This window comes from Cellulomonas taurus (genome assembly GCF_012931845.1).
Lineage (GTDB): Bacteria > Actinomycetota > Actinomycetes > Actinomycetales > Cellulomonadaceae > Cellulomonas > Cellulomonas taurus.
In genome coordinates, this window is sequence record NZ_CP051884.1 from 3,059,883 (window position 1) to 3,078,126 (window position 18,244).

The window sequence follows — 18,244 nt, forward strand, 5'->3', positions numbered from 1 at the left end:
ATCATGGCCGACCAGTACACCTTCCAGGACCCGATCGCCCAGTACCCGATGCCGCAGCCGCCGGAGCAGAGCCAGGACGGTCCGGGACTCGACGCCGACCTCACCCCGCGGGCCGATCACGGCGAGGAGACCTACCGCGGCGCGGAACGCCTGGCCGGGCGCAAGGCCCTCATCACCGGCGGCGACTCCGGGATCGGCGCGGCGGTGGCGATCGCCTTCGCCCGCGAGGGCGCCGACGTGGTGCTGTCCTACCTGCCCGAGGAGCAGGAGGACGCCGAGCGGATCGCGCAGCTGGTGCGGGACGCCGGTCGCACCGCGGTGCTCGCCCCCGGGGACGTCGCCGACGAGACCTACGCCCGCTCCCTGGTGCACACCGCGGTCGACGAGCTGGGCGGTCTGGACATCATCGCGAACATCGCCGGACGGCAGCAGTTCGTCGAGGACCTGGCCGACCTCAGCTCGGCGTCCTTCGACGAGACCTTCAAGACCAATGTCTACGCGCTGTACTGGATCGTGCAGGAGGCGCTGCCGCACCTGCCCAAGGGCGCCAGCATCATCAACACCTCGTCGATCCAGGCCTACGAGCCGGCGCCGATCCTGGTCGACTACGCCACCACCAAGGCGGCGATCAACACCATCTCCAAGGCGCTGGCCCAGCAGCTGGCCCCGAAGGGGATCCGGGTGAACGTGGTCGCGCCCGGCCCGATCTGGACGCCGTTGCAGACCGCTGGCGGTCAGCCGCCGGAGAAGCTGCCGGAGTTCGGCGAGCAGACGCCGTTCGGCCGCGCCGGTCAGCCCGCCGAGCTCGCCCCGGCGTACGTCTTCCTGGCGTCCCAGGAGTCCAGCTACGTCTCCGGCGAGACCCTGAACGTCAACGGCGGCATGCCGACCCCCTGACCACCGCTGACCACCGCCCCGTCAGTCGACGACGGGGATGACGTCCACATAGACGCGGATGCGGCGCCGAGCCGCATCCGCGTCGTCGTGTCCGGCCCCGGGCTGACCGGCCTCCCGCTGTTCGGCTTCGCGGGCGCGCTCCAGATGGGTGCGGACCACGTCCTCCAGCGCCGCGCTGAGCTCTTCGGCCTCCTCGACGGTGAGGCGGCCGCCGGTGGTCAGCATCGTGGCCGGTTCGGACCAGATGCTGTCGTCGAACGCCTGCGCACCCCACCGGCTGAGCACCTGGACCCGGTCCGCGAGCGCCCACTGCCGGGCACTGTCCAACCCGGCCCTGCCCTGCGGGTCATCGCGGAGCTCGGCCACCTGCGCCCGGAACTCGACCGGCCGCCACCAGCGTTCCCGTCCGCCCGCGTGCTCGGGATCGTCCTCGACCAGACCGTGCCGTTCCAGCTGGCGCAGGTGGTACGAGGTCTGGCCGGTGCTCTCGCCCAGTTCCTTGGCCAGCTGGGTCGCGGTCGCCGATCCGTGGTCCATCAGACGGCTGAGCATGGCGGTGCGCAGCGGGTGGGCGAGCGCCTTGAGCGCGGAGGCATTGACCTCGGGCATGTGCAGAGATACCTTTGCAGAGACTTCTTTGCAGAAACTTCTCTCCCAGCCTAGCGAGGACCGATGACGACCGACACCGCCACCGTCGAGGCACCGACCGAGCCCCTGGGCCGCCGGTTCTCCGCCCTGCTCGGCAGCACCACCGCCGCCAACCTCGCCGACGGCGTGGTCCAGGCCGCCGCACCGCTCTACGCGCTGACGCTGACCCGCTCCCCCGGCCAGATCGCCCTGCTCACCGCCGCCGCCTGGCTGCCCTGGCTGGTGCTCGGCGCAGGGGCGGGCGTGCTGGTCGACCGCACCGACCGCCGCCGGATGCAGGCGATCGCGCTCGGCGCCCGCGTCGCCCTGTTGACGGTCGCGGCCGTCCTGGCTGCGACCGGTTCGATGTCGATGACCGCGCTGGTCGTGCTGTTGCTGCTCTACGGCGTCACCGACGTGCTGGTCGACCTCGCCGAAGCGGCGCTGGTGCCCGACCTGGTCCCGCGCAGTCGACTCGCCGCCGCGAACGGCCGGATCATCGCCGCCCAGCAGGTCGCCGCCGCCTTCGTCGGCGCACCCCTGGCCGGGCTTCTCCTCGCTCTCGGTGCCGTCTGGGCCTTCGGCGCCCCCGCCCTGATCGCCGCCGTCGCCGCTCTGATCCTGCTGCTCGCCCTCCGCGGCCCCTACCGCCCCGCGCCCGCCGACCCGGCCGACCCCGATCCCGCCGCCACCGCCACCGCCACCGCCACCGCCACCGCCACCGCCACCGCCACCGCCACCGAGGAGCGTGCGATGGAGCGCGCGTGGCGGGAGCTGCGCGAGGGACTGGGGGCACTGTTCGGTCACCGGGTGCTGCGCCCGCTGCTGGTGAGCGGCTCCATCTCGAACATGTGCTTCACCGCGTACAGCACGATGCTGGTGCTCTGGGTGGTCGGGCCCGGGTCGCGGGTCGGACTGGACGCCGGCCTGTACCCGCTGCTCACCACCGTGACCGCGATCGGCGCCGTCGCCGGATCGGTGCTGGTCGAGCCGCTGACCCGACGGCTCGGGGAGATCCGCACCCTGCTCGGCGGCTGGCTGGTGCTGCCGCTGCTGCTCCTGGTACCGGTGCTGCTGCCGAACCCGTGGGTGATCGGCGCCGCCCTCGGTCTGATCGGCCTGGCCAGCACCGCGTCCAACGTGCTCAGCCAGGCGCTGCGCCAGCGACTGATCCCCGGGCGACTGCTCGGCCGGGTGGGCGGGGCGTCCCGGGCAATCGGCTACGGCCTCATGCCGCTGGGTGCGCTGCTGGGCGGCGTGGTCGCCGAGACCGCCGGGCTGGCCACCGCACTGGTCGGCTCCGCGGTGGTCGCGCTGCTGATCCTGGCCTACCCCCTCGCCACCGTCCGGCAACGGGACATCGAGTCCGCCTGAACAGAGGACGAGCCCGCGACCCAGAGCTGAGTCCGGGTCGCGGGCTCGTCCCGTAGGCCGTGAGCGCCCGCGCGCGTCACCCTCGGCCTGGTCCTGGCGTGAACCCGACCTCAGTTCAGGCCCGAACCAGGCTCAGGCCAGCAGGTCGTGCCGGGTGACGGTGGCCTCGCGGCCCGGGCCGACGCCGATCGCGGAGATCCGGCAGCCGGACAGCTGCTCCAGGTGCTCCAGGTAGCGACGGGCGTTCAGCGGCAGGTCGTCGAACTCCCGCGCACCGGAGATGTCCTCGGTCCAGCCGTCCAGATACTCGTAGATCGGCTTGGCGTGGTGGAAGTCGCTCTGGTCGTCCGGCATCTCGTCCACCCGCCGACCGTCGACGTCGTAGGCCACCGCCACCGGGATCGTGTCCCGGCCGGTCAGCACGTCGAGCTTGGTCAGCACGATGTCGGTCAGCCCGTTCACCCGCGACGAGTAGCGGGCCACCACCGAGTCGTACCAGCCGGTGCGCCGCGGACGACCGGTGGTGGTGCCGAACTCGCCGCCGGTCTGCCGCAGCCACTCACCGTCGGCGTCGAACAGCTCGGTCGGGTACGGCCCTTCGCCGACCCGGGTGGTGTACGCCTTCGCTACGCCGACGACCCGGTCGATCCGGGTCGGTCCCACCCCGGAACCGGTGCAGGCGCCCCCGGCGGTCGCCGAGGAGGAGGTGACGAACGGGTACGTGCCGTGGTCGATGTCGAGCATGGTCGCCTGACCCGCCTCGAACACCAGGGTCTTGCCCTCGTCCAACGCCCGGTTCAGGACCAGCGGGGTGTCCGCCACGTAGGGCCGCAGTCGCTCGGCGAACCGCAGCAGGTCCTCGACCGTCTCGTCCACCGTGATCGCGCGCCGGTTGTAGACCTTGAGCAGCAGGTGGTTCTTCTGGTCGAGGGAGCCCTCGACCTTCTGCCGCAGGATCTTCTCGTCGAAGAGGTCCTGGATCCGGATGCCGACCCGGTTGATCTTGTCGGCGTAGGCCGGGCCGATGCCACGGCCGGTGGTGCCGATCTTCCGCTTGCCGAGGAAGCGCTCGGTCACCTTGTCCAACGTGCGGTGGTAGGGCGCGATCACGTGCGCCGCCGAGGAGACCAGCAGCCGCTCGGCGCTGACCCCACGGGCCTCCAGAGCGTCGATCTCCTCGAAGAGCACCTCGATGTCGACCACGACGCCGTTGCCGATCACCGGCACCACACCGGGCGACAGGATGCCGCTCGGCAGCAGGTGCAGCGCGTACTTCTCACCACCGACCACCACGGTGTGCCCGGCGTTGTTGCCGCCGTTGAACTTCACCACGTAGTCGATCCGCGACCCGAGCTGGTCGGTGGCCTTGCCCTTGCCCTCGTCGCCCCACTGGGTCCCGAGCACCACGACTGCCGGCATGTCCTCACCACTCCCGCCCGCTCCAGCGTCGGACCCCGCGATGACATCAACCAGCGGACGGTCCGGGCGCAGGGCAGCAGGCAGCCGCGCACCATCGGTAGATGCTAGCGAACCCGCGCTCAGCGCAGCTCGGCGACCTCAGCCGCCGAGGTGCCGGAGTCGAGCAGGAACTGGGCGCACCGGTCCGCCTCCTCGTCCTCCTCGATCGCCTCCGCCGCCTCGGCCAGCGCGAGCAGCGCCCGAAGGAAGCCCTGGTTCGGCCGGTGGTCGGCCGGGATCGGACCCTGCCCGCGCCACCCGGCGCGCCGCAGCGCGTCCAGGCCACGGTGATAGCCGGTGCGGGCGTACGCATAGGCGGCGACCGGGTCGCCCTCGTCGGCCAGCGCCCGCTCGGCGAGCAGCGCCCAGGCCAGCGACGACGCCGGGACCTGCCGCGCGGCCTCCCGCGGGTCACCGCCGGAGCTCAGCACCACGCGGGCGTCGCCGTCGGCGCCCTCCGGCAGCAGGGTCGGGTCGGGCTGCAACAGGTTGGCTCCGCTCATCCCACCAGTCTGACACCGGCGTGCGGACTGGACGAGCGCTGATTAGGCTCACTGCGCGCGTGGATCGGACCCCTGCCCCTGACCCGCCCCGCGCCGGAGGATCGATGATCGAGATCGCCACCTCGGCCGCCACCACCACGATCGCCATCAGCGGCGATCTGGACCTGGCCGAGCGGGACCAGTTCCCGGAGATCACCGCGCGCGTGGTCGGCCTGCGCCGACAACTGCTGGTGATCGACATGTGCGGGGTCACGTTCATGGACTCCACCGGGGCCGCGTTCCTGATCTCGCTCGCCGACTCCTCGCGCAAGCGCGGCGGGGCGACCGTGCTGCGGGGCGCCGACCCGCGCGACCTCTTCGTGCTGGAGGTCTGCGGCGCCCTGGAGTTGTTCCGGCTGGACAACGACCACGAGTGTCCCGAGCGGGACGACGAACACGCGGCGGCCTCGGAGGCCGGCACCACCGTCTGAGGCCCCCGGTCCGACCCGACGGTCACCGCGCGGCGAGCGGCTCCACCTCGGGACGCACCCGCGCCCACACGACCTTCCCGGCACGGGACGGCCGCCACCCCCAGTCGGCCAGCCGTTCCACGATCCGCATCCCGAAGCCGCCGATCCGGCCCGGATGGCCCTCGGTGGCGACCGGCGGCACCGGATTGGAGTCCTCGACCTCGATCCGCAGGCCCTCACCGGTGTCGTGCAGCCGCAGCGTGACCCGGCCCCAGCCGTGCAGCACCGCGTTCGCCACCAGCTCCGAGACCACCAGCTCCGCGTTGGCCGGATCGCCGAGCTCCCAGGCCGCACAGGTGCGGACCACCGCGTGCCGGGCACGGGCGATCGACGCCGCCTCGCTCGGCAGCTGCCAGCGCCGACTGCGCACGTTCCCGGCAACCCCGCTGCCGTCGGAGAGGTCCGGCACCCGGACCACCACCACCGCGACGTCGTCCTCCGGGCCGTCCGCCAGCCGGGACAACAGCTCCTCGCCGATCCCGGCCGCGTCCACCGCCGTCGCTCCGCCCGCCACCTGCTGCAGCGCGGTCAGCCCGTCCCGCAGCGAGCGGGCACGACGCTCGATCAGACCGTCGGTGTAGAAGATCAGCACATCGCCCGGTTCCAGATCGACCTCGGCCGTCCGGCGTGGGCCGTTCCCGAACCCGACCAGCGCGCCGCCGGCGCCGTCCAGGGTGGTCACGCTCCCGGCGCGCACCAGCAGCGCGGGCAGGTGCCCGGCCCGGGAGTACGCCAGGCGCCACGACGGACATCCCGACTCCGACCGGGTGCGGGTCAGGGTGGTGAGCACCAGACCCGCCGAGCGCGGGATCCGCATCCCGGCGACCAGGGTGTCCACCCGTTCCAGCACCCGACCGGGCTCGGCGACCTCAAAGGCGTAGGCCCGGACGATCGACCGCAGCTGACCCATCGCCGCAGCGGCCTCCACGTCGTGCCCGACCACGTCGCCGATCACCACGCCGACCACGTCCGGCTCGATCTGCACCACGTCGTACCAGTCGCCGCCGACCTGGGCGTAGACCACATTCGGCGCGTAGTACGACCACACGTCCAGCCCGTCGACCTCGGCCTGCTCGGGCAGCATCGCGCGCTGCAGGGTCTCGGCCACCCGGTGTTCGCGGGCGTACAGCCGCACGTTCTCCACCGCCAGGCCCACCCGGCGCGCGGTCAGCGTCAGCACGGTCCGGGTGTCTGGATCGCCGATGCCCTCCACCGGTCGCAGCACCACCACCATCACGCCGAGCACCCGGTGTCGGCCGGGGACCGGCAGCACCAGGACCTGCTCGGCGCCCTCCGCCACCGTCCCGGCCATCCGGGTCCGCAGATCCGCCGCCAGCCACCCGGAGGCCGTACCCGGCTCGGTCGCCTCCAACTCCAGCACCACCGGTTCGCGCGGTTCGTCCAGCAGCCGCTGCACCGGGTCGAGGCTCCCGCCGTCGAACCGGCGCGGGTGACCGCTGGACGGGCCGGGCGCCACCGCTCGGCGCGCGGGGCGGTCCTGTGCCACCCCGTCCGCGTGGTGCAGACCGGAGTCGTCCAGGTAGAACGCCGCCCACCGCACCACGCTCGCACCGAGCAGCTCCGCGATGTCCCGCAGACCGCCCGGGTCCTCCAGGTCCATGATGAGATCCGACACCCGGGCGACCAGCCCGAGGGCGGCACTCTCCCGTCGAGCACCTTCCACCTCGGCCGACAGCACCGCATCGCGCTCGACCTCGGCCGAGACGTCCACCATCACCGCGAGCCAGTGCGAGATCACCCCCGGGGTGTCCGACACCGGCGTGATCACCGCCCGGGCCCACAGCCGACCGCCGTCGGCGCTGGGCAACCGGAGCAGCATGCTCGACGACTGCCCGGCGGTCATCGCCGCGCGGATCTCGTCCAATGCCGAGGAGTCACCGATCGCCTCGGCCACCGGTCCGGTCGCGTCCGCGAAGTCGGCCAGCGTGAGCCCGGTGAGCTCGGTGAACGCGGGGTTCGCGAACACCACCGGCCAGACCGGCGGCTCGGCAGCCGCGACCAGCACCGGCAGCCCGGCCAACCGCGAGGTGCCGTCCAGGATCGCCTCGACCGTCGGGGTCGACACCGCGGCCACTGTCGGGTCCGGCGTCGACCCCGGAGTCGGGTTCACGGTCGCGTCGGCTGCGGCAGGGTCCAGAGAATTGACCACCACCACCTCCGATCGTCTAGCGTTCCCGCGAGGCAGTACCCCAGGGCAGAATGACGGGTCAGTCATCCGGTCCGTGAACCGGACGAGAGGAGCACCGTGCGCGACGGTAACAGCACCCCGCCGAACGATCCCAGCACGGGTCACCGGGCGGATGATCCCTCCCCGGACACCATCACGGCGCAGGACGCCGGCGAGCCGGGCTCGGTCCACGTGATCAGCACGGCCGACCGCACCCGCATCGTGCTGTCCGGCGAGGTGGACGCCGACCTGGGTGCTGATCTGGCGCAGGCGGGTGACGACGCGGAGGCGGCCGGGCTGCCGATCGACATCGACGCGCATCACGTCACGTTCATGGACTCCTCGGGCGTGGCCTTCCTCGCCCGCCTGGCGCAGCGCACCGAGCACCGGATCCGGCTGATCAACGTGCCGCCGACCGTGCAGTTCCTGCTGGAGATCACCCGGATCGGCGAGCTGCTGGACGTGGTGGAGGACCGCCAGCCCTGAGCCGCGCCCGGCGCGCCCCGGCGCGCCCCGGTGCGACCCAGTGCGACCGGGTGCGACCGGGTAGCGGAACCGCGTCCGGTCCGGAACGACGACGAGGCCCCGCCCACCAGATCGGTGGACGGGGCCTCGTGCTGTCAGCCGGTGATCAGGTGATCACCCGTGCTCGGCGCGGACGCCGGGCAGGCTCAGCGCATGCGCTGGCCGGCCGAACGCAGCTGCTGGCTGGCCTCGACGATGCGGGCGGCCATGCCGGCCTCGGCCAGCTTGCCCCAGGCGCGCGGGTCGTAGGCCTTCTTGTTGCCGACCTCGCCGTCGATCTTCAGCACGCCGTCGTAGTTGGAGAACATGTGGCCGACGACCGGGCGGGTGAAGGCGTACTGGGTGTCGGTGTCGATGTTCATCTTGATGACACCGTTGTCCACGGCCTCGGCGATCTCCTCGGCGGTCGAGCCGGACCCACCGTGGAACACCAGGTCGAACGGCGACTCCTTGCCGATCTCCGCGCCGACGGCCTTCTGGATGTCCGCGAGGATCGACGGACGCAGCTTGACCGCGCCCGGCTTGTACACGCCGTGCACGTTGCCGAAGGTCAGGGCGGTCAGGTAGCGGCCCTTCTCCCCGGCACCCAGCGCACGCACGGTGGCCAGGCCGTCCTCGGCGGTGGTGTAGAGCTTCTCGTTGATCTCGGCCTCGTGGCCGTCCTCCTCGCCACCGACCACGCCGACCTCGATCTCGAGGATGGTGCGAGCGGCCTGCGAGAGCTCGAGCAGCTCAGCGGCGATGACCAGGTTCTCGTCCAGCGGGATGTCCGAACCGTCGAACATGTGCGACTGGAAGGTCGGGTTCTCACCGCGCTTGACCTGCTCGGCCTCCAGGGCCAGCAGCGGACGGACCCAGGAGTCCAGGTTCTTCTTCACGCAGTGGTCGGTGTGCAGGGCAACGGTGATCCCGTAGCCCTTCGCGACCTCCTGGGCGTAGGCGGCCAGCGCGAGGGAGCCGGAGACCCGGTCCTTGACGGTGGACCCGGAGGCGTACTCCGCGCCACCGACCGACACCTGCAGGATGCCGTCGGACTCGGCCTCGGCGAAGCCCTGCAGCGCCGCGGTGACAGTCTGGGAGGAGGTGATGTTCACGGCCGGGTAGGCGAACTTGCCCGCCTTGGCCCGGCTGATCATCTCGGCGTACACCTCGGGGGTTGCGATGGGCATCGCGGCAGCTCCTGTCGGAAGGGTTCGCTATCGGTCAAAGTCTGGCACGTTCTCGGCGATGCGTGGACGGGACCCTGTGCCCAGGGGGTGTCAGGGCTTACGCATGTACGGACCGTCGGGCCCGTCACCCCATTCCCACCCGGCGTCGCGCATCTTCTGCATCGTGCGTTCCAGGGCGAGGTTCCGGCGCGGCGGCCCCTCGTTGCCCGCACGGATGTCGGCGATGGCCTTGGCCGACAACCTGATCCGGCCCGTCTCGTAGTAGCCCCTGCGTCGTCTCAGTCTCATGGGATGCCCTCTCGATCACTGCGTGTGCTCAAGCACGCTAGGCCCGCTGCCAGCGGTCGCGTCCAGCACCAGGGAGGTCCTTCACGCGCAAATAGAGCAGTGGATCGTGCTCATGTGAGGGCTGAAAACCGAAGCGTGAGTAGTAGGGGACGAGACCCGGGTCCTTCGCGGTAACGGTGGTCGCCTCGAAGCCGAGGTCTCCGGCGACGACGTCCAGACGGCGGAACGTGTCGAGCAGCAGCGCCGTGCCGACACCTGATCCCTGGCGAGGTGACGCCACCGCGAGCCGGGCGATGATCACGACCGGCACCGGCGCGGGCCGCTTGCGCCAGCGGCCGCCGAGGGCGCCCGGGTCGTGCGCACCGACCGTCACCGCGCAGAACCCCGCTACCCGTCCGTCGATCACCGCCAGCCGAATCCGCACGCTGCCACGCCGCTCCGCCTGGCCCGCCTGTTCGCGCCACCACCGATCGAGGGCCGGTTCGCCGCAACTGAACGGTCCTGTCCGTGCCAGCGGCCGGTCCCATGCCGCGATCTGGATCGTCATGCCCCGACCGTCGCCCCCGCGATCACCTCAGCGCGAGGGCCGTCGTGCCGTTCTGGGGACCACGCCCCGACCGGCCGCCCGGTGGACAGGCGGACGTCCCCTGCCGCGGTCCGCGCCCCGTCGGCCCCGCGCGTGCGAGCCGCCCGTCACCCCCGCCCGGCCGATGTCCGCACCGCCCCCAGCATGCCCAGCCCGACGCTGATCCGGTCCCCCACCTCGATCAGGTCCTCGGTGATCGCGGCCAGGTCCCGGTCGCGCAGCACCGTCATCCCGCCGGAGATCGACAGCGCGGCGACCACCGCACCGGCGGCGTTCCGGATCGGCACCGCGACGCAGAACCTGCCCAGCGCCAGCTCCTGGTCCTCGAAGCACCACCCCCGGGCGGCGGAGGTGCACAGGTCGGCGGTCAGCGCGTCGTGGTCGGTGAGGGTCCGGTCGGTGTAGCGCTCCAGGTCGCCGAGCAGTTCCTCGCGTTCGGCCTGGGTGAGGTCGAGCAGGAGGGCCTTGCCGAGGGCGGAGGCGTGCAGCGGTTGGCCCATGCCGATCATGGTGTGCGACTTGCGGGTGAGCGAGCCCTCGAAGTGGCACAGGTAGACGGCGTGGTCACGGTCGCGGACGGCGACGTTCGCGGTGAGCCCGGTGCGGTGCGCCAGCTCCTGGGCGGCGGCGCGCGACTCGCGGTGCACCGGGTCGTGGTTCAGGCCCTGGCTGGCGAGCAGGAGCACCGCGGTGCCGATCCGGTACTCCTGGCTGACCGGGTCGCGCCGGACATAGTCCAGGCCCTCCAGCGTGGCGAGCAGCCGACTGGTGGTGGACGGCCCGAGTCCGATCGCCCGCCCGATGTCCGACGCGCGCAGGGCACCGGTCTCCGCCGACCCGAGGGCGCGCAGCACCAGGGCTGCCCGCTCGATGCTCTGATTCGGCGGCGTGTTCGGCGGCATGGCAGTCAGTGTGGCAGTCAGTGCACCTTGACGGCGCACACCGTGACGGCGGGTGATCCGTTGGTCGCCGTCACCACCAGCCGCACCGCGGTGGTGACCGTCGGCGCCACCGCGTGCACCCGGTGGCGGTGCCGGTTGTCGGTGACCTCGGCGAGCACCGCCCACTCCCCGTCGACCAGGGCCTCGATCCGGTAGTCGCGGACCAGATCGGGCACCGCGTCCCAGTGGGTGCGGTGGTGGTGCAGGTTGATCAGGTCGGCGTCCACGTCGTCGTTGAGCACCAGGTCGACCTCGGTGATGGTGACCGGCTCGGGCCACGTGAGGTCCAGGGTCGCCGGGCTGTGGTCCAGCGCCCCCGGTGCGGTCGACCACAGGTGCGGGCCGCCGAAGGGTCGCTGGTAGCCATCGACCACCCGGCTCGCGCGCCAGGCGTCGGAGGCGGCGTCCACGCTGAACGCGAACGAGCGCCCGCGCAGCGTCCGGGCGTCCCAGTCGGTGACCGGCTGGTCCTGCTCGTCCGGGATGTGGTCGTCGAAGGCGGCGTCGCCGGCGTGCTTGGCCCGCATGATCTGCACCCCGTACGGGTGGCCGGTGGTCAGCGGCAGCCGGACCCCGGGGGTGGCCCGCAGCACCAGGATCACGTTCTCGGTGCCGTGGTGATCCAGCTCGAGCACCGTCTCCCCGGCACCGGCGGGCACCTGCCCGGTCAGCGAGCGCAGGTGCCGCACCGGGACGTAGTTCTGCGGCTTCACGGTGGACCAGAGCTCGGCGCGCAGGGTGGTCGCCGCGTCGGCGTCGGTGCGCAGACGCAGGATGTCCACCGCGGGGTCGACCGGCAGGACGATCGCGGCGTCCCGGTCGAGGTCGAAGCCGCCGTCCACCGGGTAGGGCAGGGTGCTCAGGACGGTGAGCTCGCTGCTCGCGGTGACCGTCGCCCGGGGTGCCAGGTCGCTGGGGTCGTCGGCCCGGACCCCGATCAGCGGGGCGTCGGCGCGGATCAGGGTCTGCTGGAGCAACCGGGTGTGCTCCGGTTCGGTGCCGAGCTGCCGGGGGGTGAGTCCCTGGGAGCTGATCAGGTGTGCGGCGGTGCCGGCTGCCTGGCCCTGGGTGCAGCAGGTCGCCATCACCCGCGTCGACCCGAAGGCGATGTGCGAGGCGGAGATGTCCCGCCCGGCGAACAGCAGGTTGCCGACGTTCGCCGAGTACAGGCTGCGGAACGGGATGTCGTAGGTGCCGTTGGTGTAGCGCTGCTGCGCCCCGGCCTTCTCCGCGTAGACGCCTTCGACCGGGTGCAGGTCGATGGACCAGCCGCCGTAGGCCACCGCATCGGGGAAGCTGCGCTGTTCCAGCAGGTCGTGCTGGGTCAGGGTGTGGTCGCCGACGAACCGGCGGTACTCGCGCTTGCCGGGGATCGCCCCCACCCAGTCCAGGGTCAGGCTGTCGGCGTCGAAGCTGCCGGAGTTCTTGATGTGGTCCCAGATGCCGTAGACCACGCTCCACAGCTCGTCCCGGATCCGCTCGTTGTCGGCGACCGTGTCGAGCTCACCGCCCCACTCGATCCACCAGTAGTTGCAGCCGTTGTCGCCGGTGCGGATCGCGCGGTTCGCCAGGATCGGGGTGCTGGCGATGTCCCGGGCGATGCTCGGCGGCACGAACTTCTCCGGCTTCCCGGTGTCGTGGGTCGAGAAGAAGATCGAGGAGCCGAGCAGCTCGTCGTCGTCGGTCTCGGGCGCCCACGGCTCGTCGTACCGGCCGCGGCCCTCGCGCCCGATCCGGTGCTCGGCCCCGGCCAGCGCGCCGATCAGCCCGTCACCCGTGCAGTCGAGGAACACCGGCGCGGTGAAGGTGGTCTCGATCTCCGACCCCATCGTCCAGCCGGTGACCGAGGCGATCCGGGTCGGGTCGTCGGGGTCCATCGTCACGGTGCGCACGTCGGTGTTCAGGTGCAGGGAGACGTTCGGCTCCGCCCGCACCAGGTCGAGCACCACCTGGTCCCAGTAGATGGCGTTGCCCTGGGGGTTGCGGAACTGGTTCTCCAGGAACAGCTCGCCCATGATCCCGGTCTCCCGGGCGAAGCGCTGGGTGCCGTGCGCCGTGGCACCGACCACCCAGACCCGGATCTCGCTGGAGGAGTTCCCGCCCAGCACCGGGCGGTTGGTCAGCAGGGCGACCCGGGAGCCCAGGCGGGCGGCGGCGACGGCGGCGGCGGTGCCGGCCAGCCCCCCACCGATGACGACGACATCGAACGCTGCGTTGCGTGACTGCATGGCGACGAGGCTATACCCGTTCAGCGGAACATGATTGCCATTCAGTGGTACTGCCATGCCGAGCAGTGCTACGTTGCCGCCAGCGCCAGCCACTCCACAACGAAGTGAGGATCCGATGACGACCGATGTCAGCAGCGCACCGCCCCTGAGCGATCAGGACCGCCAGAGCCGGATGCGGAAGGTGATCCTCACCGCCGGTGCCGGGCACTTCGTCGAGTGGTTCGACTTCGGGCTCTACGGCACCCTCGCCACCGTCATCTCGATGCACTTCTTCCGTGAGGGCGACCCGCAGGCGGCGATGCTGTCCACCTTCGCGATCTTCGGCGCCGGGTTCATCATGCGACCGCTCGGGGGTCTGTTCTGGGGGTCGATGGGCGACCGGATCGGCCGGAAGACCACCCTGGCCTCGGTGATCCTGCTGACCAGCGGCGCGACCTTCGTGATGGGCCTGCTGCCCACCTATCAGTCGGTCGGGCTGCTCGCACCGATCCTGCTGGTGGTGGTGCGACTGGTGCAGGGCTTCGCGGCCGGTGGCGAGAGCTCCGGAGCGACCGCCCTGCTCGCCGAGTACGCCCCGAGCAACCGGCGCGGCTTCGTCACCAGCTTCATCGACGTCTTCGGCTTCGCTGCCTTCATCGTCGGTGGCGGCCTGGTCTTCCTGGTCACCGCCCTGGCCGGTGAGGACGTGCTGAACGGCTGGGCGTGGCGGGTGCTGTTCATGCTCGCGCTGCCGCTGGGCCTGATCGGCCTCTACCTGCGGTCCAAGCTGGAGGACACCCCGGAGTTCCAGGCCGCTAAGGCCTCCGGCGACACGGTGAAGAACCCGCTGCGCCAGTCGATCACCAAGGGCTGGAAGGCGCTGCTGTTCTGCGTCGGCTTCGTGGTGATCAAGGCCGTCGGGCACTGGATCCTGCAGACCTTCATGCCGAGCTACCTCAAGCAGGACCTCGGGTACAGCGCCACCGTGGCCTACGGCGCCACCGTGATCGGCTTCATCGTGATCGCCGCCCTGGTGCCGGTGTTCGGCCTGCTCTCCGACCGGATCGGCCGCCGTCCGGTGATGATCTTCGGCTGCGCCGGCTTCGTGCTGTTCAGCTACCCGACCCTGATGCTGATGGGCTCCGGGCACTTCTGGGCCGCCACCCTGGCGATGGCTCTGCTCGGCGTCTTCATGGCCGCCTACGACGGGGCGATGAACGCGGCGATGGCCGAACTGTTCCCGACCAACATCCGCTACGGCGGCATGTCCATCGCCTACAACATCTCGGTGGCGGTCTTCGGTGGGATCACCCCGGCCTTCGCGACCTTCCTGATCACCCGGACCGGCAACAACCTCGCCCCGGCGTTCTACGTGATGGCCGCCGCCGCGATCACCCTGGTCGTCGTGCTCCGCGCCCGGGAGACCGCCCGGGAGCCGCTGACCCGCAGCTGACCCCAGTTCGATCACGCCTGACGGTCCGGACGTCCGGACCGTCAGGCGTGCCGCACGATCCAGGTGTGCATGGCGATCGCCGCCGCCGCGCCCGCGTTGATCGACCGGGTCGACCCGTACTGCTGGATGTGCAGCACGGCCTCGGCCCGCTGCTGCGCCGCCTCGGTCAGACCGACCGACTCCTGGCCGAACAGCAGCACGCACGCCCGCGGCATCGGGTAGTCCGCCAGCGGCACCGATCCGGGGGTGTTGTCGATGCCCAGCACGGGCAGCCCGGCGTCGTCGGCCCAGGCGAGCAGGTCGTCCACGCTCGGGTGGTGATGCACGTGCAGGTAGCGGTCGGTGACCATCGCGCCCCGGCGGTTCCATCGACGACGGCCGACGATGTGCACCCCCGCCGCGTTGAAGGCGTTCGCGGTCCGGACCACGGAGCCGATGTTGAGGTCGTGCGCCCAGTTCTCGATCGCGATGTGGAACGGGTGCCGCCGGGTGTCCAGGTCGGCGACGATCGCCTCGACCGTCCAGTACCGGTACTGATCGGCGACGTTGCGCCGGTCCCCCGCGGCCAGCAGCTCCGGGTCGTAGCGCGGGTCGTCCGGCAGCGGCCCGATCCACGGGCCCACGCCCACCTCGCGGGGCTGCTGCTCGTCGTCCTCGGTCACCGGCACATCCTGGCAGCCCGGCGGGCACAGATCGGACACACGATCGCCGTACGCTGAGGGTCATGTCCTTGACGACCGCCCTGGCCGCCCTCCCGATGGTGGGACCGCAGCCCATGCTCGGACCCGACTGGCTGAACGCCGACCACCTGATCGCCTCCTTCGGCACCTACGCGCTGATCGGCATCGTGATCGTGGTCTTCATCGAGACCGGACTGCTGTTCCCGCTGCTGCCGGGCGACTCGCTGCTGTTCACCGCCGGGGCGCTGGTCGCGCAGCAACAGCTCGACTTCCCGCTGTGGCTGCTCTGCCTGCTGATCTTCGTGGCGGCGTTCGCCGGTGACCAGGTGGCGTACTTCATCGGCGCCAAGGGCGGTCGCAAGCTCTTCTCCCGCCCCGACTCGCGGATCTTCAAGCAGAAGTACATCGACGAGACCTACAAGTACTTCGACAAGTACGGCGGCCGGACGATCATCATCGCCCGCTTCGTGCCGATCGTGCGGACCTACGCCCCGGTCGCGGCGGGCGTCGGCAAGATGTCCTACAAGCACTTCGTGTCCTTCAACGTGCTCGGCGCGCTGTTCTGGGGTGTGGGCGTCACCCTGCTCGGGTACGCGCTGGGCAACATCCAGTTCGTCAAGGACAACATCGAGGCGCTGATCGTCCTGATCGTGCTGGTGTCGGTGATCCCGATGGGCATCGAGATCCTGCGCGCACGCCGGGACGCCAAGCGGGAACGGAACGCGGCATGACGACCACCCGGCCGATCAGCTCCTGGCTGTCCGACATGGACGGGGTGCTGGTGCACGAGGGCGTCGCGCTGCCGGGGGCACCGGAGTTCGTGCGCAGCCTGCGGGACGCGGGACTGCCGTTCCTGGTGCTGACCAACAACTCGATCTTCACCCCGCGTGACCTGCGGGCCCGGCTGGCGGGCTCCGGGATCGACATCGACGAGTCGTCGTTGTGGACCTCCGCCCTGGCGACCGCGCAGTTCCTCACCGACCAGATGCCGAACGGCTCCGCGTACGTGATCGGCGAGGCGGGGCTGACCACCGCGCTCTACGAGGCCGGGTACACCCTGACCTCGGCGGACCCGGACTTCGTGGTGCTGGGCGAGACCCGGACCTACTCCTTCGAGGCGATCACCCGCGCGATCCGGTTGATCCAGGGCGGCGCGCGCTTCATCGCGACCAACCCGGACGTGACCGGCCCGAGCCAGGAGGGCGACCTGCCCGCGACCGGAGCCGTCGCGGCGATGATCACCGCCGCCACCGGTCGCCAGCCGTACTTCGTCGGCAAGCCGAACCCGATGATGATCCGCTCCGCCCTGAACCGGATCGACGCGCACTCCGAGACCACCGCGATGATCGGCGACCGGATGGACACCGACGTGGTCGCCGGGATCGAGGCGGGTCTGCGCACCTTCCTGGTGCTCACCGGGTCCACCCGCCCGGAGGACGTCGCCCGGTATCCGTTCCGACCGACCCAGGTCTTCGACTCGATCGCCGACCTGGTGCCCCGGGTGCCGGAGTGGGCGTCCCAGGGCTGAGCGGTCAGGCCGTCCGGCCCAGCAGGTCGGCGAGCGCCCACAGCGTGGCCACCCGCGGCAGGATCCGCTCGACGTCGGTCTCCCCCACCGTCCAGGACAGTGCGCTGCCGCCCTCGAACCGCAGCACCTGCAGCTGGGCGTCCTCGCGCAGCAACCGGTTGCGCAGCTGCTCGTCCAGCGCCACGGCCCCGGGCTGCGCCGACCCGACGTGCCAGACCGCGTCGAAGCGCTGATCGCCCGTCGGCGACTCGGGCATCAACTCGAGGGTCGACGCGAGAATGCGCGGCGTCAGCTGCACCACCGGTCCGTCACCCGGCAGCTCGAGCACGATGACGTGTCGCTGGTGCTGCGGCGTGGTCCTGGTGCCGGGGCGACGACGACCGTTCCAGGTCCAGGTGAACGAGCTCACCGGGAAACCGCGGTACGACCTGCCCAGCTCCTCGCTGGCCCGGCCGGTCGGCTCGGAGAACGGCGGCGACCCGCGCCACGGCCCGTCCGGGGCGGCCACCGCGGACCAGCCGTTGCGGGTCGCCCAGTCCGTGACGGTGGCGCGACGCTGCCGGAGGCGGGTCCGGAGCATGGAGACGCCGATGATCGCGATCATCGGGATCAGGACGAGCAGTGCCCATCCCCGGTCCGCACCGTCCAGCGCGGCGGCCCCGGCCCCACCCACCACCGCCAGGACCAGCAGGGTCAGCGGGACTGGGTCGAGCTTGCGTGGGGTCACGCCAGGCCGAGGTCCGACAGGCTGAACAGGTAGTGGTACGGCACGCCGTAGGCCTCGATCTTCTGCTGCGCACCCGTGTTCCGGTCCACGATCACCGCGACGCCGCGCACATCGGCACCGGCCTCCCGGGCGGCCTCCAGCGCGGCGATCGGCGAACCGCCGGTGGTCGAGGTGTCCTCCAGGATCACCACCGGGCGACCGGCGATGTCCGGACCCTCGATCCGGCGCTGCATGCCGTGCGCCTTGGCCTCCTTGCGCACCACGAAGGCGTCCAGGTCCTGGCCACGCGACGCGGCGGCGTGCAGCAGGGCGGTCGCCACCGGGTCGGCGCCCAGGGTCAGGCCACCGACCGCCTCGATGTCGGCGGTGCCCAGCCCGACCTCCTCCAGGTGGTCCAGCAGCACGTGCCCGACCAGCGGCGCTGCCCGGTGGTGCAGGGTGATCCGGCGCAGGTCGACGTAGTAGTCGGCCTCCTTGCCGGAGGAGAGCGTGACCTTGCCGCGTACGACGGCCAGCTCGGTGATCAGGTCGCGCAGCTGCTCGCGCGGGGTGGGAGACATGGCGGTGTTCACGTCCGCCAGGGT

19 protein-coding genes are annotated in these 18,244 nt (G+C 71.4%); 7 read left to right on the plus strand and 12 right to left on the minus strand.

Annotated elements, in window-relative coordinates; translation table 11 throughout:
* Positions 1–3: 3 nt before the first annotated feature.
* Entirely contained in the window at positions 4–897 is an 894-nt protein-coding gene (locus tag HGK68_RS14195) for a glucose 1-dehydrogenase (protein ID WP_169166548.1), read from the plus strand.
* Positions 898–918: 21 nt separating this feature from the next.
* On the opposite strand, the gene HGK68_RS15985 is transcribed toward HGK68_RS14195, so the two are convergent.
* A complete protein-coding gene (locus HGK68_RS15985; protein WP_206155759.1) occupies positions 919–1,506 on the minus strand; it encodes an ArsR/SmtB family transcription factor in 588 nt (195 codons plus the stop codon).
* Between the two features lie 63 nt (positions 1,507–1,569).
* On the opposite strand from HGK68_RS15985, the gene HGK68_RS14205 reads away from it, so the two are divergent.
* Positions 1,570–2,898 (plus strand): MFS transporter, encoded by a 1,329-nt coding sequence (locus tag HGK68_RS14205; protein ID WP_169166549.1) that lies wholly within the window; start codon positions 1,570–1,572, stop codon positions 2,896–2,898.
* Between the two features lie 132 nt (positions 2,899–3,030).
* On the opposite strand, the gene HGK68_RS14210 is transcribed toward HGK68_RS14205, so the two are convergent.
* Both HGK68_RS14210 and HGK68_RS14215 read right to left on the minus strand, forming a co-directional pair.
* Positions 3,031–4,317 (minus strand): adenylosuccinate synthase, encoded by a 1,287-nt coding sequence (locus HGK68_RS14210; protein WP_169166550.1) that lies wholly within the window; start codon positions 4,315–4,317, stop codon positions 3,031–3,033.
* Between the two features lie 119 nt (positions 4,318–4,436).
* Positions 4,437–4,859 carry a DUF3151 domain-containing protein gene (locus tag HGK68_RS14215; protein ID WP_169166551.1) on the minus strand — a complete coding sequence of 141 codons (423 nt, stop codon included), beginning with the start codon at positions 4,857–4,859 and terminating at the stop codon, positions 4,437–4,439.
* Between the two features lie 104 nt (positions 4,860–4,963).
* Between HGK68_RS14215 and HGK68_RS14220 the strand changes: the two genes are divergently transcribed.
* Complete coding sequence (locus HGK68_RS14220; protein ID WP_169166552.1) at positions 4,964–5,329, plus strand: STAS domain-containing protein; 366 nt, start codon at positions 4,964–4,966, stop codon at positions 5,327–5,329.
* A 22-nt stretch (positions 5,330–5,351) separates the two neighbouring features.
* Here HGK68_RS14220 and HGK68_RS14225 read toward each other — a convergent pair whose 3' ends face one another.
* Complete coding sequence (locus HGK68_RS14225) at positions 5,352–7,454, minus strand: SpoIIE family protein phosphatase (RefSeq protein WP_246260401.1); 2,103 nt, start codon at positions 7,452–7,454, stop codon at positions 5,352–5,354.
* 180 nt (positions 7,455–7,634) lie between these two features.
* On the opposite strand from HGK68_RS14225, the gene HGK68_RS14230 reads away from it, so the two are divergent.
* Positions 7,635–8,042: an STAS domain-containing protein gene (locus HGK68_RS14230; protein WP_425483652.1), complete on the plus strand. Its 408-nt coding sequence runs from the start codon at positions 7,635–7,637 to the stop codon at positions 8,040–8,042.
* A 185-nt stretch (positions 8,043–8,227) separates the two neighbouring features.
* On the opposite strand, the gene fbaA is transcribed toward HGK68_RS14230, so the two are convergent.
* The 5 genes from fbaA to HGK68_RS14255 form a co-directional block, all read right to left on the minus strand.
* Entirely contained in the window at positions 8,228–9,250 is a 1,023-nt protein-coding gene (fbaA, locus tag HGK68_RS14235) for a class II fructose-bisphosphate aldolase (protein ID WP_169166554.1), read from the minus strand.
* A 90-nt stretch (positions 9,251–9,340) separates the two neighbouring features.
* Positions 9,341–9,538, minus strand: coding sequence for a hypothetical protein (locus tag HGK68_RS14240; protein WP_169166555.1), 198 nt, complete (start codon positions 9,536–9,538; stop codon positions 9,341–9,343).
* A gap of 37 nt (positions 9,539–9,575) precedes the next feature.
* Positions 9,576–10,085 carry a GNAT family N-acetyltransferase gene (locus HGK68_RS14245; protein WP_169166556.1) on the minus strand — a complete coding sequence of 170 codons (510 nt, stop codon included), beginning with the start codon at positions 10,083–10,085 and terminating at the stop codon, positions 9,576–9,578.
* 146 nt (positions 10,086–10,231) lie between these two features.
* The gene (locus tag HGK68_RS14250) at positions 10,232–11,026 is read right to left on the minus strand and encodes an IclR family transcriptional regulator (RefSeq protein ID WP_169166557.1); all 795 of its coding nucleotides are present in this window, start codon (positions 11,024–11,026) and stop codon (positions 10,232–10,234) included.
* Positions 11,027–11,043: 17 nt separating this feature from the next.
* Positions 11,044–13,293, minus strand: coding sequence for an FAD-dependent oxidoreductase (locus tag HGK68_RS14255; RefSeq protein WP_169166558.1), 2,250 nt, complete (start codon positions 13,291–13,293; stop codon positions 11,044–11,046).
* A 115-nt stretch (positions 13,294–13,408) separates the two neighbouring features.
* Here HGK68_RS14255 and HGK68_RS14260 point away from each other — a divergent pair, with 115 nt between their 5' ends.
* Entirely contained in the window at positions 13,409–14,725 is a 1,317-nt protein-coding gene (locus HGK68_RS14260; RefSeq protein WP_169166559.1) for an MFS transporter, read from the plus strand.
* 41 nt (positions 14,726–14,766) lie between these two features.
* On the opposite strand, the gene HGK68_RS14265 is transcribed toward HGK68_RS14260, so the two are convergent.
* Positions 14,767–15,387 carry a TrmH family RNA methyltransferase gene (locus HGK68_RS14265; protein WP_246260403.1) on the minus strand — a complete coding sequence of 207 codons (621 nt, stop codon included), beginning with the start codon at positions 15,385–15,387 and terminating at the stop codon, positions 14,767–14,769.
* 62 nt (positions 15,388–15,449) lie between these two features.
* Between HGK68_RS14265 and HGK68_RS14270 the strand changes: the two genes are divergently transcribed.
* The gene (locus HGK68_RS14270) at positions 15,450–16,136 is read left to right on the plus strand and encodes a VTT domain-containing protein (protein WP_169166561.1); all 687 of its coding nucleotides are present in this window, start codon (positions 15,450–15,452) and stop codon (positions 16,134–16,136) included.
* On the plus strand, positions 16,133–16,933 hold the full coding sequence (locus tag HGK68_RS14275; RefSeq protein WP_169166562.1) for an HAD-IIA family hydrolase: 801 nt from the start codon (positions 16,133–16,135) through the stop codon (positions 16,931–16,933). Before HGK68_RS14270 ends, HGK68_RS14275 begins: the two co-directional genes overlap by 4 nt.
* Positions 16,934–16,937: 4 nt before the next feature.
* On the opposite strand, the gene HGK68_RS14280 is transcribed toward HGK68_RS14275, so the two are convergent.
* Together HGK68_RS14280 and pyrE are read right to left on the minus strand one after the other, a co-directional pair.
* Positions 16,938–17,660 carry a hypothetical protein gene (locus HGK68_RS14280; RefSeq protein WP_169166563.1) on the minus strand — a complete coding sequence of 241 codons (723 nt, stop codon included), beginning with the start codon at positions 17,658–17,660 and terminating at the stop codon, positions 16,938–16,940.
* The gene (pyrE, locus tag HGK68_RS14285) at positions 17,657–18,220 is read right to left on the minus strand and encodes an orotate phosphoribosyltransferase (RefSeq protein WP_169167145.1); all 564 of its coding nucleotides are present in this window, start codon (positions 18,218–18,220) and stop codon (positions 17,657–17,659) included. The genes HGK68_RS14280 and pyrE overlap by 4 nt, the downstream gene beginning before the upstream one ends.
* Between the last annotated feature and the right edge of the window lie 24 nt (positions 18,221–18,244).

Excerpts from the sequence above, each read along its gene's own strand:
- HGK68_RS14195 (WP_169166548.1), top strand. The coding sequence starts at position 4 with ATGGCCGACCAGTACACCTTCCAGGACCCGATCGCCCAGTACCCGATG.
- HGK68_RS15985 (WP_206155759.1), bottom strand. The coding sequence starts at position 1,506 with ATGCCCGAGGTCAATGCCTCCGCGCTCAAGGCGCTCGCCCACCCGCTG.
- HGK68_RS14205 (WP_169166549.1), top strand. The coding sequence starts at position 1,570 with ATGACGACCGACACCGCCACCGTCGAGGCACCGACCGAGCCCCTGGGC.
- HGK68_RS14210 (WP_169166550.1), bottom strand. The coding sequence starts at position 4,317 with ATGCCGGCAGTCGTGGTGCTCGGGACCCAGTGGGGCGACGAGGGCAAG.
- HGK68_RS14215 (WP_169166551.1), bottom strand. The coding sequence starts at position 4,859 with ATGAGCGGAGCCAACCTGTTGCAGCCCGACCCGACCCTGCTGCCGGAG.
- HGK68_RS14220 (WP_169166552.1), top strand. The coding sequence starts at position 4,964 with ATGATCGAGATCGCCACCTCGGCCGCCACCACCACGATCGCCATCAGC.
- fbaA (WP_169166554.1), bottom strand. The coding sequence starts at position 9,250 with ATGCCCATCGCAACCCCCGAGGTGTACGCCGAGATGATCAGCCGGGCC.
- HGK68_RS14240 (WP_169166555.1), bottom strand. The coding sequence starts at position 9,538 with ATGAGACTGAGACGACGCAGGGGCTACTACGAGACGGGCCGGATCAGG.
- HGK68_RS14245 (WP_169166556.1), bottom strand. The coding sequence starts at position 10,085 with ATGACGATCCAGATCGCGGCATGGGACCGGCCGCTGGCACGGACAGGA.
- HGK68_RS14250 (WP_169166557.1), bottom strand. The coding sequence starts at position 11,026 with ATGCCGCCGAACACGCCGCCGAATCAGAGCATCGAGCGGGCAGCCCTG.
- HGK68_RS14255 (WP_169166558.1), bottom strand. The coding sequence starts at position 13,293 with ATGCAGTCACGCAACGCAGCGTTCGATGTCGTCGTCATCGGTGGGGGG.
- HGK68_RS14260 (WP_169166559.1), top strand. The coding sequence starts at position 13,409 with ATGACGACCGATGTCAGCAGCGCACCGCCCCTGAGCGATCAGGACCGC.
- HGK68_RS14270 (WP_169166561.1), top strand. The coding sequence starts at position 15,450 with ATGTCCTTGACGACCGCCCTGGCCGCCCTCCCGATGGTGGGACCGCAG.
- HGK68_RS14275 (WP_169166562.1), top strand. The coding sequence starts at position 16,133 with ATGACGACCACCCGGCCGATCAGCTCCTGGCTGTCCGACATGGACGGG.
- pyrE (WP_169167145.1), bottom strand. The coding sequence starts at position 18,220 with ATGTCTCCCACCCCGCGCGAGCAGCTGCGCGACCTGATCACCGAGCTG.